This is a genomic window from Streptomyces sp. C10-9-1, assembly GCF_024497955.1.
Classification (GTDB): Bacteria; Actinomycetota; Actinomycetes; order Streptomycetales; family Streptomycetaceae; genus Streptomyces; species Streptomyces sanyensis.
Genome location: NZ_JANHKP010000007.1, coordinates 1 through 16,087 on the forward strand (window position 1 = coordinate 1; position 16,087 = coordinate 16,087).

General features: G+C 69.5%; 10 protein-coding genes and 1 pseudogene. 4 read left to right on the top strand and 7 right to left on the bottom strand.

All coding sequences use genetic code 11. The features are described 5' to 3' along the window. Window positions 1-47: 47 nt before the first annotated feature. The 5 genes and pseudogenes from NPS70_RS11305 to NPS70_RS11330 form a co-directional block, all read right to left on the bottom strand. Window positions 48-2,162 (bottom strand): DNA methyltransferase, encoded by a 2,115-nt coding sequence (locus tag NPS70_RS11305; protein WP_256524025.1) that lies wholly within the window; start codon window positions 2,160-2,162, stop codon window positions 48-50. Between the two features lie 54 nt (window positions 2,163-2,216). Then, the gene (locus tag NPS70_RS11310; RefSeq protein ID WP_256524026.1) at window positions 2,217-3,026 is read right to left on the bottom strand and encodes a hypothetical protein; all 810 of its coding nucleotides are present in this window, start codon (window positions 3,024-3,026) and stop codon (window positions 2,217-2,219) included. 166 nt (window positions 3,027-3,192) lie between these two features. Beyond that, window positions 3,193-4,179, bottom strand: coding sequence for a GntR family transcriptional regulator (locus NPS70_RS28700; protein ID WP_308315001.1), 987 nt, complete (start codon window positions 4,177-4,179; stop codon window positions 3,193-3,195). After that, window positions 4,176-4,400: a hypothetical protein gene (locus NPS70_RS11325; protein WP_256524027.1), complete on the bottom strand. Its 225-nt coding sequence runs from the start codon at window positions 4,398-4,400 to the stop codon at window positions 4,176-4,178. Before NPS70_RS11325 ends, NPS70_RS28700 begins: the two co-directional genes overlap by 4 nt. A 382-nt stretch (window positions 4,401-4,782) precedes the next feature. Next, window positions 4,783-5,057: pseudogene (locus NPS70_RS11330) on the bottom strand (hypothetical protein); the annotation flags it as partial. Between the two features lie 78 nt (window positions 5,058-5,135). Here NPS70_RS11330 and NPS70_RS11335 point away from each other — a divergent pair. Next, the gene (locus NPS70_RS11335) at window positions 5,136-5,888 is read left to right on the top strand and encodes a GntR family transcriptional regulator (RefSeq protein WP_256524028.1); all 753 of its coding nucleotides are present in this window, start codon (window positions 5,136-5,138) and stop codon (window positions 5,886-5,888) included. Between the two features lie 87 nt (window positions 5,889-5,975). Next, the gene (locus NPS70_RS11340; protein ID WP_256524029.1) at window positions 5,976-6,419 is read left to right on the top strand and encodes a hypothetical protein; all 444 of its coding nucleotides are present in this window, start codon (window positions 5,976-5,978) and stop codon (window positions 6,417-6,419) included. A gap of 872 nt (window positions 6,420-7,291) precedes the next feature. Here the strand turns inward: NPS70_RS11340 and NPS70_RS11345 are convergent. Continuing rightward, window positions 7,292-9,463 carry a hypothetical protein gene (locus NPS70_RS11345; RefSeq protein ID WP_256524030.1) on the bottom strand — a complete coding sequence of 724 codons (2,172 nt, stop codon included), beginning with the start codon at window positions 9,461-9,463 and terminating at the stop codon, window positions 7,292-7,294. Window positions 9,464-9,787: 324 nt separating this feature from the next. Between NPS70_RS11345 and NPS70_RS11350 the strand changes: the two genes are divergently transcribed. Further along, a complete protein-coding gene (locus NPS70_RS11350) occupies window positions 9,788-10,300 on the top strand; it encodes a DUF6584 family protein (protein ID WP_256524031.1) in 513 nt (170 codons plus the stop codon). A 435-nt stretch (window positions 10,301-10,735) separates the two neighbouring features. Here NPS70_RS11350 and NPS70_RS11355 read toward each other — a convergent pair whose 3' ends face one another. After that, entirely contained in the window at window positions 10,736-11,764 is a 1,029-nt protein-coding gene (locus NPS70_RS11355; protein WP_256524032.1) for a hypothetical protein, read from the bottom strand. A gap of 1,358 nt (window positions 11,765-13,122) precedes the next feature. On the opposite strand from NPS70_RS11355, the gene NPS70_RS11360 reads away from it, so the two are divergent. After that, a complete protein-coding gene (locus tag NPS70_RS11360) occupies window positions 13,123-16,080 on the top strand; it encodes a LuxR C-terminal-related transcriptional regulator (RefSeq protein WP_256524033.1) in 2,958 nt (985 codons plus the stop codon). The last annotated feature ends 7 nt before the right edge of the window (window positions 16,081-16,087 follow it).

Below are 16,087 nucleotides of genomic sequence, written 5' to 3' on the forward strand. Positions count from 1 at the left end.
CCGGCCGAAGCGCCATTGGCTGCTGCTGAACCACAAAGCTCATCGCGTCAGCCGCTGACACTCGCACTGCAGAGACGAACCACGCTCCTGCTCGTCAGTGACTCAGCCAGCTCTGACAGGTCTGAAAGAGTCAGTCCTTGACCGAGCGTGTAAGTCGCGAGCACATGCCCACGGATTACCGATTTTACGTCTCCGACGCCAACGTCAATACCTGCCTCCTGCAATTCACGCAGCAGCCTCTCTCCTCGTGCCGCTGCAGCCTCGGGCAAGTTGGAACCAGGAGGAATTTCTTTCCTTTTCCTGCATACGATGATCGAATCAAGGTTCGAGGGTTCATTTCCACCCTTCGTGACACTCGTGCTCATCTCACCCTTGATGGGTTGAATAGCCGTAACCCCAAGCCCGGCGTTAGTCAGTGCCTCCACAAGGCTTACCCACCCTGTCAACCGAGCCTGGTGAAAGGTGAAAGCCAACAAGCCTCCCGGCTTCAAGATGCGCTCGCATTCCTTCCAAACACGCGAGATCGCATCACCGAACTGCCTCGGATCAGCGCTCTGCACCTCTTCCATTCTTCTTGTTGTCTGGGCAACTGATGGGTATCCCGAAAAGGGCTCCATCCCCATGAGCCAAGCGTGGAAGAAATCGGCAAGTTCCGAGTAGTGGACGTTATCCATATAGGGTGGATCAGTCACGATGAGGTCCACGGACCCTGAAGGCAGATCGGTGCGGGACGAATCACCGTTCCGGAGGTAAATCTGCCTCGTACCAAGCCCCTGCTCCGGCCATGCGTCGAGGGGTTTCCCCTCGAACGGGACAGACAAGCCTGTGGTCCTCTGTACAGCGCCATTAATCAGCACCTGGTCGAAGGGATCCGTCTTGTAGTCGTGTGCGCGAATAATGCGGCTACGGAAAAGCGTAGAAAATGATCCAGACGACGCAGGTGTGCCCCAAGGGTGTGCCTCGAGGGGCATACGCTCAGGTTTGAGGATGTGATGACTGAACATGTGTCTGACGGCACCTGTCCCTTCCCCCTTGAAGGAACAGAACATGTTGTTAAATTCGAGCGTTCCTGAGAATAGCGCAACTAGGGCCTCTCGCTCAGCATCGCCCGCGCTTACATCACGAATCGCAGAACCGAGCAACCCCAGCGAATAAAGTTGCCGCTCATTAAAGAATTGACGCCATTCCGTGAATCCCCACCGCATCGCCTGGCGGGTGTTCTCCCCCAGCTCAAGTTGACCGACCGGCAGCACGAGGTCACGTTCATTGGTTTGCAGTAGGTCAACGCACTCTGCATACAGAGACCTATCAAAGGCGTTGATGGGTTCATACCGCTTCTTCCCGTCAAACCCTAGAACAAGCTTTGCATACATTTCACGCTTCGGGGCTTTCCCCTTCAAAGCATCAAGCACTTTGGAGGTATGCCCGTTAGCGCACGTAACTTGGGTGCGATTCACTGCGCCGGCGCGCTCAAACTTATGGCCGTTGCGGCATTCCGCTGATGCAAAGTCGTATCGTCCAGCCTGTACGTCCAAGCATACCGGGCAAACGATTTGCGCCTCAGGAACCCTTTTAGGATAAGCGTGCTGCGAGAAAACATGGGTCGAGAAAAGCCGGGTGCTTGCCTCGCAATGGGGGCAGTGGGCTACTGCGACCCAGAAGTAGTAGAGAACCGGCTCGCCGTTTTCAGTACGATGAACTCGATCAATCTCTTCACGGCATTGTGACTCGACAATCTTGAAGGCTCGGCGCAATTCAGAAACATCCCATTGCTGCACAGCCTGACGTTGAACCAGAGTAGCAACCGGATTAATATCCGAACCGATGACGCTTGCGCCCATTTTTACTGCTTCGACAACAGTCGTACCGGAACCCGCGAACGGATCAAGTACAACCAAGCCATCAAGATTCGTAGCACTGCTGTAAGTCTTAAGCGCGTCGCTGTCTGCTTCAGTGACTGCAGCCGCAATGATACCGCGGAACACACTCCCCAAGCGCTTGGCCCACCATTTATGAGTACTCGTAGCAGGGCGATGAACTTCCTTACGCCATGACTCATTCTCTGCGATCTTGCTGAGTTCGACCGCAGGGAACGCCGCTTCTAGCGCGGACGAGCTTGGGATGCCCCGATGACATTGCACGTCAGCGTCGAAGAGAGCCAAGTGATCAGAATGGTTCATCGTTCTCATCCAGTAGGGGCTGTCGTGGGATGCGCCTCACGGCTTCATGCCAACTTCACCAGCCGGATCACTCTTTGCCCTAAAGGCAGTGAAGGCGCGAGTGAATCCGGCTGTCGGATTATCTGCCAACTCCGTGCGCAATGAGTTATCGCGGAAGTCGAAGGTGTACTTAGCTGCAATCTTATCAGCATCGGCCCGAATCAGGGAGCCGACCTCCCTTAGACTATCAGCCCCGTCAAGCACCTCGCCCTTACGTGCGATCAATGTGCAATTCGAGGTCAGGCCATCTGCCAACGCATAAGGCGTAGGAGCGACATACATTTTCCGATCACGCACCAAGATATCGCCATAGGATCCAAAATCGCGGAAGCTGTCATTCTTATGCACATAGTCATGGTGAGCGTTCAAGAAATCGCCATGACAGATTACTAGGTCAAGGACCGGGAACTGATCTCCCTCGAATTTTTTCGGGTAGCGTCCGAAGATGTAGTAAACTGATTTCCCTTCGTGCATGCCCGTCGCGAGCTGACTATTGCAGTCGAAATCTGCCTGCCTCCCGGGAGTCTCCAAGCCCTTCACCTCGAATCCTTCGGGGTAGTCAGTCATGACGTAGTCAGGATATTTGTTCCGCTTGGTTACTTCCCATGAAAATCCTGTTTCGGCGATTCGGTCACCGACCCAATCCTGAAAGTGGAACTCTTTATCCCGCCTGGTCCTGCGGCGAATCAATTCTCCACGCTGCATGGCGTCGTAGCAGGAAATGAAAACTGAGGCAAGTGTCATAATTGTCACGATTTCGCCCTTTATGCGCTGTCCCGTAGCCACCCTCGACTTGCCGGGCAACACTAATGGCACCGTGGACCATGCCTGGACGGATCACGTCCTTCAGAGAACGCGCAGGGCTGCGACCAGCTACTTCTCCTAGGAACGCAGCGCCCGCCGGAGCCGTGGGCGAGTGAAGCCCCCAGCAGAGACGCTGGGGGCTTCTTCGTGGCGTGGGTGAGGATCCCGCCTACGGAAGGCGCCGGCCGCGGCTCTCTGCGACGCGCAGGACTTGGCCCAAGGCTTCCGTGAGGTCTGCGGAAGTTGCATGGAGAGCCACCGGGTCGGGCTTCGGGAGGCTGAGCAACTCGATGGCGCGGTCCAGTACCTCGGCCGCCTGGTCGAGGTAGGTCCTTTCGAGGGTGTCGGCCAGGCGAGACATGCGGCTGCTGTCGCCGTCGGTGCTCAGGAAGCACGGTTTGCCGTCAGGGCCGGACCACGGGAGGAGCCGCAGTTCGTCGCGGGAGGTCATCTGCCTGTCTCCCCTTTCCTTGAGTGTCGGGTGGGTGGTGAAGACCGCGTCTGCGGCATCGCTGGGAAAGGCCAAGAGCGCGGCTTCGATCACGCGGCCAGCGGAGTTGAGGGCGATGCTCGTGATAGTGAGAACCGTCCGTGTGGTGCTGATGCGGAGGGCACTTGCCTCTTCCCGGGTGGGGAGGCGGGCTGTGACCGTCTCCCTGGTTTCTGTACGGGCCGCGTCCCAACTGCCGGGCCAGGAGGACGAGGCGAGTTGTGCGGCTGGTGCGAGGTCGCGGGGGATGTAGATGCGGGCCACGCTTCGGGGGGTCTCGCCCTCGTAGGTGGTGCAGTCGAACTCGGTCAGCGGAGTGTTTGGCGGGACCTTCAGGAGGGTTCTGATGTGGCCGCGGGCCCTGAGGTTGGTCGTGCGGATGGTGGTCTGGATGTCGGGGGCGAACGGCATACCGGCACCTCCCGTGTAGGTGATGCGGCGGAGCGGGGCGCGGACGAAGTTGCCCTTGCCGTGGGTCTTCTCGATGAGTCCTTCGGCCTGGAGGAGGGCGAGGGCCTGGCGGACGGTCGGAGTGCTGACCTTGTAGTGGGTGGCCAGCTTGGGTTCCGAGGGGAGGCGGTCTCCGGGCTTGAGGTGGCCGGCGGTGATCTGGGTGCGGAGGTCTTCGGCGATGGTGTCGCGGAGGGTCGGCACGGTCGGGGTCACCACCTTTTCTGGACTCGGAGGGCGACCAGGCGGGTGCGGGGGTGCATGGTCAGTTGCTCGCCTGTTTCGAAGAGGAGGCGTTTGGCGCCGAGGGGGAGTTGGCGGAGGTCGGCCACTCGGCAGGGCTGGCCGCCGATCTGGATGACGTCGCCTCGCTGGACGTTGATCGAGGTGATCTCGATGGGGGCGACCACGGCGCCGGTCGGGGTCCAGGGCTTCATCCCGTTACCTCCTGGCGGGGCGGGGTGGTCGCCGGCGTGTGGCAGGGGCAGGCGCATGTCTCGTAGATCACCGGGATGTCGACCGGGGCCGTTACTGGGGAGGAGTGAGCGCACTCGTTGTGGGTGCCGATCTGGCACCGGGACGAGCGGTACGGGGTGAGCTTCGTTTGGGACATCAGGCCGTCTCCGCCTGGGTGAGGTGGGGGCGCTCGGCGGTGGGGGCGTACCGACTGATGCGGGGCGTGCTGGCGCCGTGGGAGATGGTCCGTCCCGGTGGAGTGGTGCGGTGTAAGGGCCTGTGGGGATGGGCGGTTCGGGCCTGCCGCGGTCTGGTCGAGTGGAGTGCGCGGCGGATACGGTTGAGCACGCTGATCAGCTCCCATCGCTGATGGCCGGGTCCCCGGACGTCGCGTGTCGCGGGGACCGCTTGTTCACTGCGGCCCAGAGGGTTCGGCCGCCGAGGCTGGTGGCGAGGAGACCGAAGCGGTCTGCCTGTGCCAGGACTTCCAGGACCTCCCGCCATGTCTCTGCGGGGAGGGTTTCCGGTACCTCTGCTTCGATCGACGTGTGTCTGGTGTGGGCCACCACGCGTGTGGTGAGTCCGAGGGCGGACAACCGGGCGGCGAGGGCCTCCGCGCTTACTTCGGGAGCAGGCACAAGGCAGCCTCCGTTACCGGTGATCACTTTAAGTGAAGCTAGTTAACTAGATTAGAGCTAGTGGACTAGATTTTCCATATGCCTGAGCAGCCGCCATACCTCCGTATCGCCGACGAACTGCGGCGGCGGATCGCGGAGCACGAGTGGACCCCTGGAGACCGGCTGCCCTCACGGGCCCAGATCGGCCAGGAGTGCGGGGTGGGCGAGAACGTCGTTCGCCGGGCCCAAGAGCTGTTGATCTCCCAGGGCGTGTTGGAGGGGCGGGCCGGGTCCGGGACCTATGTGGCCGAGCCCCGGCTGCGGGTGCGGATGGTGCGGTCCGCGGCGCGCGAGCAGCCCGACGGGTCGCCATTCCGGGCCGACATGAAGGCCGTCGGGCGGAACGGTGGCTGGGAAAGCCGGACTGATGCGAAGGTGCCCGCGTCGGCCGAGATCGCTGCGCGGCTCGGGATCGGCGAGGGCGAGCTGTGCGTCCGGACCGTATACGAGTTCCTCGCCGACGGGCGGCCCGTGCAGCTGTCGACGAGCTGGGAGCCGTACGACCTCACCGGCGGTACCCTCGTCGTTCTGCCCGAGGGCGGGCCGCATGCCGGGGCCGGCGTCGTGAACCGGATGGCCGAGATCGGCGTCACCGTCAGCCACGCCGTCGAGCAGCCCGAGCCGCGGCAGGCCACCGCTGAGGAAGCCTCACTCCTCGGAATCCAGAAGGCCGCGCTCGTCACCCACATCCGGCGCACCTACTACAGCGACCAGGGTCCGCCCGTGGAGACGGCCGACATCGTCGTGCCCGTAGCACTCTGCGAGATCGTCTACGAGATCCCCATCAAGTGACAGCGTGCGCGACAGCTCTGGCTGAACGTGTCTCTACATGCCGCGAGGGCCCGTAGAGTGCGGGCGTCATCGCATGCGGGAGGGGTCATGTTTGGCTTTCCGGGACGGAGACTGCAACAGGGCTTCGCCGAGTTGGGGGATCTCACCGGTCGCACAGCGGACGAGATCATCGCTTCCGTGGGTGCGCCCATCAGTCAGAGCATGATGGGACCGGGACAGGTGTTGCTCCAGTGGCAAGGGGACGCGTACCACATCGGAATCCTCTTCGAGCAAGGCCAGTTCGCAGGCATTACGAGTGAGGACTCCGGACGGCTGCCGGGCGGGCGAGCGCTGGCACGGGGGTTCGCTGGCCTTGGCAACCTGACGGGGCGCACGAAGGACGAAATTATCGCCGTCGTCGGTCCATATTCCAGCTTCAGCGTTGCCGGCCCCCACCAGGTACTCCTTCAGTGGCAGAGCGACGTCTACCACATCGCTCTTCTGTTCGAGGGTGACGAGTGCGTGGGGATTGCACACGAGTTCGCGATCTAGGTGCGCCTCTACGGAAGGAGCCTCCCGGGCTCCACACAAGCTGACATCCACGGCTGACATCAACGCCGGTGGACGACAGCGGTCGTACCCGGTCAGTCGCACCAGCCGTCAGCAGCGCCCCTCCCCCGCCAAGGACCGCCCGATCGAACTCCTAAAGCGGGTGTCGCAGGTTCGAATCCTGCCGGGGGCACCAGCCGAAAGGCCCCGGACCGATCACGGTCCGGGGCCTTCCCGATTTCGCTGACCGGCGAACCGGCGCCGATCTCTCGCCCCATGGCAGCTCCGGCCCAAGGCCGCTACACCGCCCTCCGCAGAATGTGCGCGCGTCCCTCTGTACTGGCGTCCACACTGAGGCCATGACCTTCATGAACGTCCTGTGATCCGTCCGTGCCATGCGCTGGGCCCCGCGGCCCAACCGGGCTCCCGCACGGTTCGTGCGACGGCTGTGACTCTCGGGGGAACCGCCCCGCGAGACCTGTGGGCGTCTTCCGCGGCTTCGGACCGGAGGCGGGGCCTGTGCTCTTCTTCTCCGAAGGAGTGGCTACGCCCCGAGGGGGCGGAGCAGCACGGCCGGCTCCCGGCACAGGTGGGGGATACGGGGGTCGAGGCTCGCTCGGCCCGTCGGCGCCGGTCACGACACCGGCGGCTCCGCCACCGCATCGTCGGCAGCGAGACCGCCGGTCGGCTGCCGCTCTCCCGTTTTCCGCTCCCTGGGGCGCGGCGGCGGGCTGCGCACACAAGCGCCCGGGAAGGGGCCGCGTGGGCGCCTTCCCGGGCGAAGTCGAGGGCAAGGAGAGCGGAGGGACTTGATTTCATGGAAAGTGAATGAGAAGGAAGCCCCTTCATGGCCTTGCCGCGGTCAACGCTAGCACTCAGGCGGGGATCAGGTCGCGCAGGTTTTCGAGGGTGATGACCCGGGAGTCCGGGTGCAGCCCCTCGGGGCGTTCGAGACCGACGTACGTCACGGGCTCGTCCGGGGCGGGCCCGCCGTCCCACGTCTCCACGGTCGTGGTGCCGCGCGACATCAGCCCGACCAGGTGCCCCACCGTCAACTGCTCGCGCTCCACCAGTGCGCGCACCACCTTGGAGACCGACACCTGGTTCTCCTCGACCCGGTTGGCCTCGGAGATGCCCTTCAGATACAGGTGCAGCCACTTCGCACGCCACCGGCCGTCGTCCCCGCGCCGGAAGACCAGCGGCAGCGCCACACGCCCCACTCCGCGCAGCTCCGACGTCATCCGCACCGTGCGGGGCTCGAACGGTCGGCCCTTCTGCTCGCCGTCGCGGAGCATGAAGCCGAAGAACGACTCCTCGACCTCCTCGAAGCCCTCGCCTGCGTAGATGTTGACCTGCGGGACGATGAAGGTGCCCCGCACCAGGTCCAGGGACAGGTCGATGAACTCCGAGGCTCCCTCGGGTGCCTCGGTGACGTCACCGGAGTGCACGCCCCCGACCGCGGTGAGGGCCGTGTACGAGAGCCAGGAGTCGGTGCTGTAGTCGCTGCGCAGGAGCAGGGCCGACAGGTCGTAGTCGGTCCGGTTCCGGGTCTCCTTCCAGTACGTGAAGAACCGCAGCAGCTCGCCGTCGACCGCCGAGACCGAGCCCCGCGGAAGTACGCGGAACCCGGGTGCGGTCGCCCTGCCGCTGAGCGGGAGCGCGACGTCGAGAACGTCGGGGTCGAGCAGCAGCCGGTGCGGTGCCGGGAGCCGGCGGCGCATCTCGGCGTCGAGGGCGGCGGCCAGGCGGTCGCGGTCCGCGGCCGGAACGGGGGCCCGGTGGTCGGGGGCCGCCCAGGCCCGGCCCCGGCGGTTGACGAAGATGCGGGGCTCGCCGCTCTCCCGCTCCCGGTTGTGGAGATGCTCCCGCACCGACAGGACGACCCGGCCGGAGACCTCGGGAGCGAGTTCCACGGCGGCGGCGACCACCGCGTCCCGCTCCGTCTGGTCCGCGGCGCTGCGCAGCAGGAGGTCCAGGGTGCGGAACAGCTTGCCGGGAGCGGACCTGAGCAGCCTCACCGCACCGGTGACGTCCGCGTCGCCGAGCAGCCTCTCGACGCGGCCGTCGAAGGACCGCGCCTCCTTCTCGCCCCGCGCGACGGCGAACACGTCGGCGGCGTGCGGCCAGCGGGGGTACTCGTGGGGGTGGAGGCGTTCACCGAGCCGCTTGAAGGGCTCCCGGTGCGCGTGCACGTCGGCGAGCTTGGCCGGGTTGGCCGCGACCACCGCGTCGAGGCCCGCCAGCAGCCGCCGGCGCACCGGGCGCGGCAGGGACCGGAACCGGCTCGGCTCCTGAAGTGTCACGTCGCCGCCCGACAGTGCGCACGCCAGCCGCAGCACGTCGGTCACCGTGTCGAGCAGGAGGTCGGCACCGACGCCGAGGCGCGCCTCGTTGACGACCGCCCGGTTCTCGCGGACGGGGATCGACTCGGGCTGGGGGCCGGCCGCGCAGCGCCCGGCGAGGACCTTGAGGTCGGCCAGGTGGTCATCGCCCAGCGGGGTCGTGCTGCCGGCCAGGGCCAGGTAGAGGGCGGTGAGTTCGTCGTCCAGGCCGCGCCCGAGGTGCAGGACGGTCACCCGGTCGCCCGCCGATGCGATCAGCTCGTCCTGCGCCGCCAGCATCTCCTCGTAGCTGTGCTGGTAGCGGCCGTACGCGGGGAGGCTGAGCAGGTCCAGCCCCCCGTCGGCCAGCTGCCTGAGGACGTTCTCGCGCGAGGAGTCGTCGTCGAGCGCCATCGCCACGCACCGCGTCCAGAACTCCTCGGTGCCCGGGACGTTGGCCGGGAACTCGACGAAGTACGTGTTGTGCCGGACGTGGTCGCCCACCAGCTCGCGCACGGTGCGCAGCGTGCGCGTGGCGGTGTGCAGGACGGCGGCCCCGGACAGCCCGGACAGCCGCTGAAGCAGCTCCGCCGAGAGTTTGAAGCCCACGGACATCAGCGCCGCGTCGAACTGCCGTGCGGCGGTGGCGCCTTCTCCGGCAGAGCCCACGGGGGAGGGGAGGCGGAGGGTGTGGCGGACGAGGATGGACTCGGGACTCTGCTCCATTCGGGGATGATCGCAGAGCCGAACGGGCGTGCGCACAGGGGTTTTCCGCCGGTGCTCCGGTGCCGGGTCCGCCGCCGCGGTACCTCCGCCCCCCACCACGCCGCCCTTCGGGCGTGGCCGGTCGCGGTGGGGGGCACCACTGGTGGGGCGGCTCCGGACGGCCCGGGACCGGTGCCGCCGCGCCCCGGGCGGTCTCCCGCCGGGGCGCGCTCCGTCGGCCGCCTGCGGGCAGGGGCAGCTGCGCAGCGGCACGGGCGCGGACCCTGGGGGCGGGCCCGGCGAAAACAGGTCGAGAAGGCGCCCGCCCTCTCCGATCATGCCCGTATGCCCCTGGACGAGACCCTCGCACGAGTCGACGCGGACCTGGCCGCAGGCCGCGTCCCCCTCGCGCGGCAGCGCCTGCGCGGACTGGTTTCCTCCTTCCCCGGCGACCTGGCGCTCCGCCGCCGCCTGGCGGAGGTGTACCGGCTGTACGGGGAGCCCGCGGAGGCCGGGCGCTGGATGTACCTGGAGGCGGACCGGGACGCCGACGAGACCGCCGCGTTCGAGGCCCGGTACCCGACCCCTCGGGAGCGCATGAGGGCTCTGGCCTGGCGCGGGCCCGAGCCCCAGGGGCACGCGGACTTCGCCGGCCGGCAGCTGGCTGCGGTGCGCACCGCCTGCTCCGAGGCCACGGGCGGACCGGTCGGCTGGGACACGGCCAACCGGGCCCGGGCCGGCGGGCCGGACACGGGGCGGCGGGGGTTCACAGGCTTCCTCGCCGGGGCCGGGTGCCTGGTGGCGGCGCTCGCGATGCTGGGGATCTGGGTGAACGGGCTCGTCGCGCTCTTCGGCTGAGGGCTGTCCCGCGAGCGTGGGTGGATCGGCGCACGGCGTCGGACGCGGTGCGCTGCCAGGGCGGAGGCCGCCCTCGTACCGGGCGGGCGGGCGGGGGGACGCGACACCGCGGCGAGGCGCCGTGGCCGCCGTCGCGCCTGCCGGAGGGTGCGGGGCGCGCTCGTGCGCCCCTGGCGGGTTCCGCCCGGTGGGCGCGCCGTCGGTCCGGTGCGGTGCGGAGGCTCGTGCCGGGGCGCACGGGCCGGGGTCCGGGTCCTGGGGCGGCAACGGGCCGGACGGCCCCGCCCTCCTGCGCGCCTGGACCGCCGGTGGGCGGCGGCGCCTGCGTGCCGCCCGGCCTTCCCCGCGACGGAGGCCCGCGCGGGAGCGGGCCGCCGGTGGGTGCGCCTCCCGGGCGTGGGGCCGTCCGCTGGATGCCGACGGCCCCGCGTCCGGTCAGTACGCGTCGGTGGCGACGCGCAGTTGGCGCAGCAGGCCGCCGTAGTCCTCGTCGTCGTCGCTGATGAAGATCGGGAAGGCGCCGTCGACCAGGGCGACGCCCTCGACCTTGAGGCCGGAGCTGCGGGCGAGCTGCTGCGGCGGCTCGACCGGGCGGAGGCTCGCTCCCACGGGTCCGCCCGGGACGGCGGTGGCCGCGTGGTACACGGCGCTGTCGAAGGGGCCGAGGTCACCCGGGTCGTATGCGGACGAGACGTAGAGGTTGCCCTGGTCGTCGATGTCGAGCCCGGAGGCGGGGCGTGCGCCCGGGGGCTCGGCCGCCGTGAAGGGAAGCGAGGTCCACTTCTTCCCGAACCGGAGCGTGCCGTCCCTGCCGACCTTCAGGCGGGTCATGTGGATGCGGGTGGTGTCGCTGCCCTCGGCACGCTCGGCGTACACGAAGTAGTCACGGCCGCGGAGCGTCACCACGGCCGTCGCCTCGACGTTCACCAGCGGCTCGGGGGTCTCGGGCCACGGCGCCGAGCCGGCGATCTCGACGTGGAGGTCCTCGTCCCAGCGGGCGAGGTAGATGGTGGGGTCGGGGTCGTCGCCGTCGGCGTTGCTCTCCGCGAGCAGGGCCGCGTTGCGGCCCGGGAGCCGGGCGATGCTCTCCAGGTCGTTCGGGACGCTCGGGAAGGCGACGTCGAGTTCCCGGACGATGATCCCGTCGGTGTCGACGGGAGTCCGCACGATCGACAGGCGCGGCAGGTCGCGCTCGGCGTCGTTGTCCCGGGCGTCGTGGCAGACGAGGAAGACCTGCTGGGCCTCCTCGCCGCCGCCCTCCCCGGCGGGTGCCTGCTCGGTGGTGAGCCACGCGATGCCGCTGAACTCGCGCGGCGCCCTGACCTGCCGTTCGGCCGCCGGTGGCGCCCCGGGCGAGCCGACGGTCCCGGAAGGGGCCTCGACGCCGCACGCGGCCAGCGCGAGCGCGCCCAGCGCCGCGGCGACCGGCAGCAGTCGCCGCCCGGTGAACTGACGTTGCCTCATGTGCCCTCCTTCCGGACGGAGTCCGCCGACCGGACCCGCCCCGGGAAACCTAGGGCTCGCGGCCGTCCGGAACCTGCCGACACCACCGGGATGCCCCTGGAGGAACGGAAGGCCATCCTTTCGGAGGGTGTCCGGTGGGGTGGGGGCAGGCGGGCGCTCCTCGGCCGCCCCCCGGGCCGGAGCGCTCCTTCCACTCCGGGCGGCCGCGGTGCGGCGGGCCGGACGTCCCGCGGACCTTGCGGGGCGGGGTTCCGGCCCCGGGAGGTCCCGCCCGAGGGCACAGGGGCGGATTCGCGCCTTCGCCCCCGTCATATTCCAGCCGATTTTCGGTCCGGCGGACCCGGGGCCGGGGGCAGTCGCCCCCGCCCCGCGCGCAGACTGCCGTCCCCCGGGGCGCGCCCGGTCCCCGGCCAACTGATCCGTCCGTCAGGACGATATCCCCCGGAAAATACGGAGCCCTGGAGGGCGGCCCGACGAACGGTGCACGAAGGAATGGAAGGGCCGGCGCACGATGCAGCACGGCCGAGCGCATTGCAAGGCGGCGCGCCGACAACGCGAACACACTCGGCCGAATATCCTCCGGAATGCGCGTCAGCGCATATCCCCTTTTCTTTCCCTGCCGGAAGCCAAGAGCCAACAGACCAAGGAATGAATGGCCGGATCATTTCTACGGAATACCCGGTTCCCATTCCTGCCACCACCACCTGCCCGCACCGGAAAGATCCGGGCCCGCACCCTGGGGGCACGCGCGAACACGACGGGAGATCGCCACTCAACAGCAGACCAGAGGCCATGCGCCGCCGCCGGACGGCGCCCGCGCCACTGGGGCCGACGGCCGCCCGGGCGGAGCGCCGCCCCCTCCGAGCCGGCGTCGGAGCCGGCGATCAGACGAACGAGCACGGGTGGCCGAAACAAGCCCTTCAGGATGCAATACCCTCACCCCGAACCCACATCATGCCGTACCGATCAAACAGAAAGCGCCTTCCTCCCGCAGCGCTCAACCTGCTGTTCACACGATCGCTTCAGCCTGCACATCCGGCCAATGCAGAATGCTTGCCGAGTCCCCTGCACCGGTCAGCGACTATCGTGACTCAGGTCACTTCCGTTACGGAACCGCCGACCATATGAGAGCGTTTTCAAGGATGAGTGCGCAAGGGCATTCCCTTGAGGGAGGGGTGGCGACGTGGTCCGACGAAGACCGAAAGCCCGGTGGGCGCCGCGGTCCGCGTGCCGATGACACACCGTCCGCGGCGCCCCTGCCCTCCCGCACCACCCCGCCCGAACGGGCCGCGGGGTGCGGGTCGCCGTCTCGGCGATGCGCCGGTCCCGTCAACTTCGACATCGTGATACGGAGCGTCATGGGTCCTCAGGTACGACCGTTAGCACCGCTGCGCGGCCGGGAGCAGCACCTGGCACAGATCGGCGCGAACCTCCGCCGGGTGGCGGACTCCCTCCGCAGCAGGGTCGTCGTGGTGGAGGGGCCTCCCGGTGCGGGCAGGACCCGGCTGCTCGCGGAAGCCCTCGAACTCGCCACCCGGAACGGCTTCGCCGTCGCCGGGGGCCTGCCGCCGGGCGCCGGAGCGCCGTACCCGGGAAGCGGGGCGCCGCACCCCGCGGCCGGGATCTCACCTCCCGGTGCCGGGGGTCCGGCCCCGGGAGCAGGAGCGGCACCACCAGGCGCCGGGTCACCCGGGCGGGGTGCTCCCCCGATCCGCGGCGGTGTCCGCGCCCGGCCGCCGGGCGCCCCGGGCGGCACGATCGCCGCACCACCCGGGCAGTCCGCGGTCGAGGCCGTCGCGGTACGCCTGCGCGAGCGGCCTGAGACCGCTCCCGCGCAGGTCGTGGCGCTCGACGACCTGCATCTGGCCGACCACGCCGCCCTGACAACGTTGTGCGAGCTCATCGCGGATCCCGGGGCCCGGCCGGTCCTGTGGCTGCTCTCCTTCGCCTCCGCCGGAGACGCGGTCGCGCCGCACCCGGTCCCGGCCTGCCTCGGCAGGCTCCGCCGGGGACTGGGGGCGGACCGGCTGCCGGAGCTCGGCCCGCTGTCCGGGGACCCGCTGGTCCAACTGGTGGCCGACTGGGCCGGGGCCCCTCCCGATACGGCGCTCCTCGCCCTGGTGGAGAGCGTCGAGGCCACCCCGCGTGCGGTGATCGACCTGGTGCGCGGGCTCGTCGAGGACGGCGAGGTGTGCGTCCTCGACGGTGCCGCGCGGCTGGGGCCGCCGGACCAGGGGGCACGTGGGCCCGGGGGCGGCGTGCACCTGCCCGCGCCGGTGCCCCGGCGCCTCTCCGCGCTGGTCCAGCGGGAGCTGCGCTCGCTCTCCGAACCCACCATGAAGGCGCTGCGGCTGGCGGCGGTGCTCGGCTCCCCGTTCGCGCCCGAGGACCTCTCCGCCATGCTGGGCGAGGCCCCGGTCGGGCTGCTGGCGGCGGTGGACGAGGCCGTGGGCCGGGGGCTCCTGGTCTGCGGCGAGCACGACCTGGCGTTCCGCACCGAGCCGATCTGGCGGGTGCTGCTGGACTCCGTACCGCCCCCCGTCTGCGCGCTGCTGCGCCGGCAGGCGGCCGAGCTGCTGCTGCCGCGCCCCGACGGCGTGGAGCGCGCCGCCCTCCAGCTGGTGCACGTCGCCCAGCCGGGCAGCACGCAGGAGCTGCGGGCCATCGCCGAGGGGTCCCGGCGGCTCCTGGCCTCCGATCCCTCGACCGCGGCCGCGCTGGCGACCCACTGCATGGAGCTGCTGCCCCCGGGCAGGACGGAGCACCTGCGCTGTGCGCGGACCGCGGTCGAGGCGCTCACCAGGGCGGGCGACCTGGACCGGGCGATCGCGCTGGCGCAGGAGACGATCGACGAGGCGGTGCGCTTCGCCGCGCCCTCGCCGGACGCGCTCGCCGAGGACCTCGCCGCCCTGCGGGCGTCGATGTCCACGGCACTGCTGCTCCTGGGGAACGCGCAGTCGGCCCGCCGCGCCGCGGGCGACGCCCTCGCGGTGCGGGAGGGGGGCCCGCCGCACCGCGAGGCGGTCGTCACCCACCTCGCGGCCTCCTATCTGACGGGCGACGGCTCGGCCGTGGAGCAGTCCCGCAGGATCCTTTCGGCACCCGACGACCACCCCCGGGCCGTACGGGTCGGGGCGATGGCCTTCCAGGCCTTCGGCCAGTGGCAGGACGGCCGGGTGGGCGACGCGGTGGGAACGCTGCGCAGGGCGGTGGCGCTCGACCGGGCGGGGGAGGAGGCGCACGCGGTGGACCCGCGCTGGTTCCTGGCCTTCGCGCTCACCCGGATCGACGAGTACGAGGAGGCCGCGGCGGTCGTCCGCAGCGCCACGCGGTCGGCGCCCGCCGGGGCGGGGACCCTGGCCGCCACCGTGCCGGCCGTGCTCCGGGCGCCGCTCCACCTCGCCCAGGGGCATCTGGACGAGGCCGAGGAGGCCGCCCGGGCCGGGGTGGGCGGTGCGGGACCCTGTGTGCCGATGCTGGCGCCGCAGGCGTGGCTGGTGCTGGCCTTCGCGGCACTGCGCCGGGGTGCGCTGGCGCAGGCCGAGGAGCACGTCAGGACCCTGGAGAAGGACTTCACCCAGCACACCTCCAGCCCCTGGTGGGCCGCACGGGTGCTGCTCAGCGCGCAGCTGGCCGAGGCGCAGGCGGAGCCCGCGGCGGCGGCCGAGGTCCTGGCGGAGGTGGCGTGCCGCGAGGGTGCGCTGCGCGAACTCGTGCTGGAGGACCCGGCCGCCGCGGCCTGGTCGGTGCGCTGCGCGCTCGCGGCCGGACGGCCGGAGCTGGCGCGGCAGGTGGTCGAGGCGGCCGAGCTGCTGCGCGCGCGGAACCCGCAGGTGCGCTCGGTGCTCGCCGCGGCGCTGCACGCGCGGGCGCTGGCCGCCGGGGACGCGCGGGCGCTGGCCCGGGCGGGCGGGCTGCACCGCAACCCGTGGGCGCGGGCCGCGGCCGCGGAGGACCATGCGGGGCTGCTGCTGGAGAGCGGCGAGGCCGAGCACGCGATCGGTGAACTGGACCGGGCGATGGAGGCCTTCGGGGCACTCGGCGGCGACCGGGACGCGGCCCGGGTGCGGGCCCGGCTGCGGGAGCTCGGGGTGCGCCGCCGGCACTGGACGCACGCCAAGCGCCCGGTCTCCGGGTGGGAGAGCCTGACCAAGACGGAACGGAAGGTGGCCGAGCTGGTGGCCGGCGGCCTCACCAACCGCCAGACCGCGCGCCACCTGTTCATCTCCCCGCACACGGTGGGGTTCCACCTGCGGCAGATCTACCGCAAGCTCGGGATACGCTCCCGCACCGCTCTGGTGCGCTTCCGGACCTGAGGCCGCC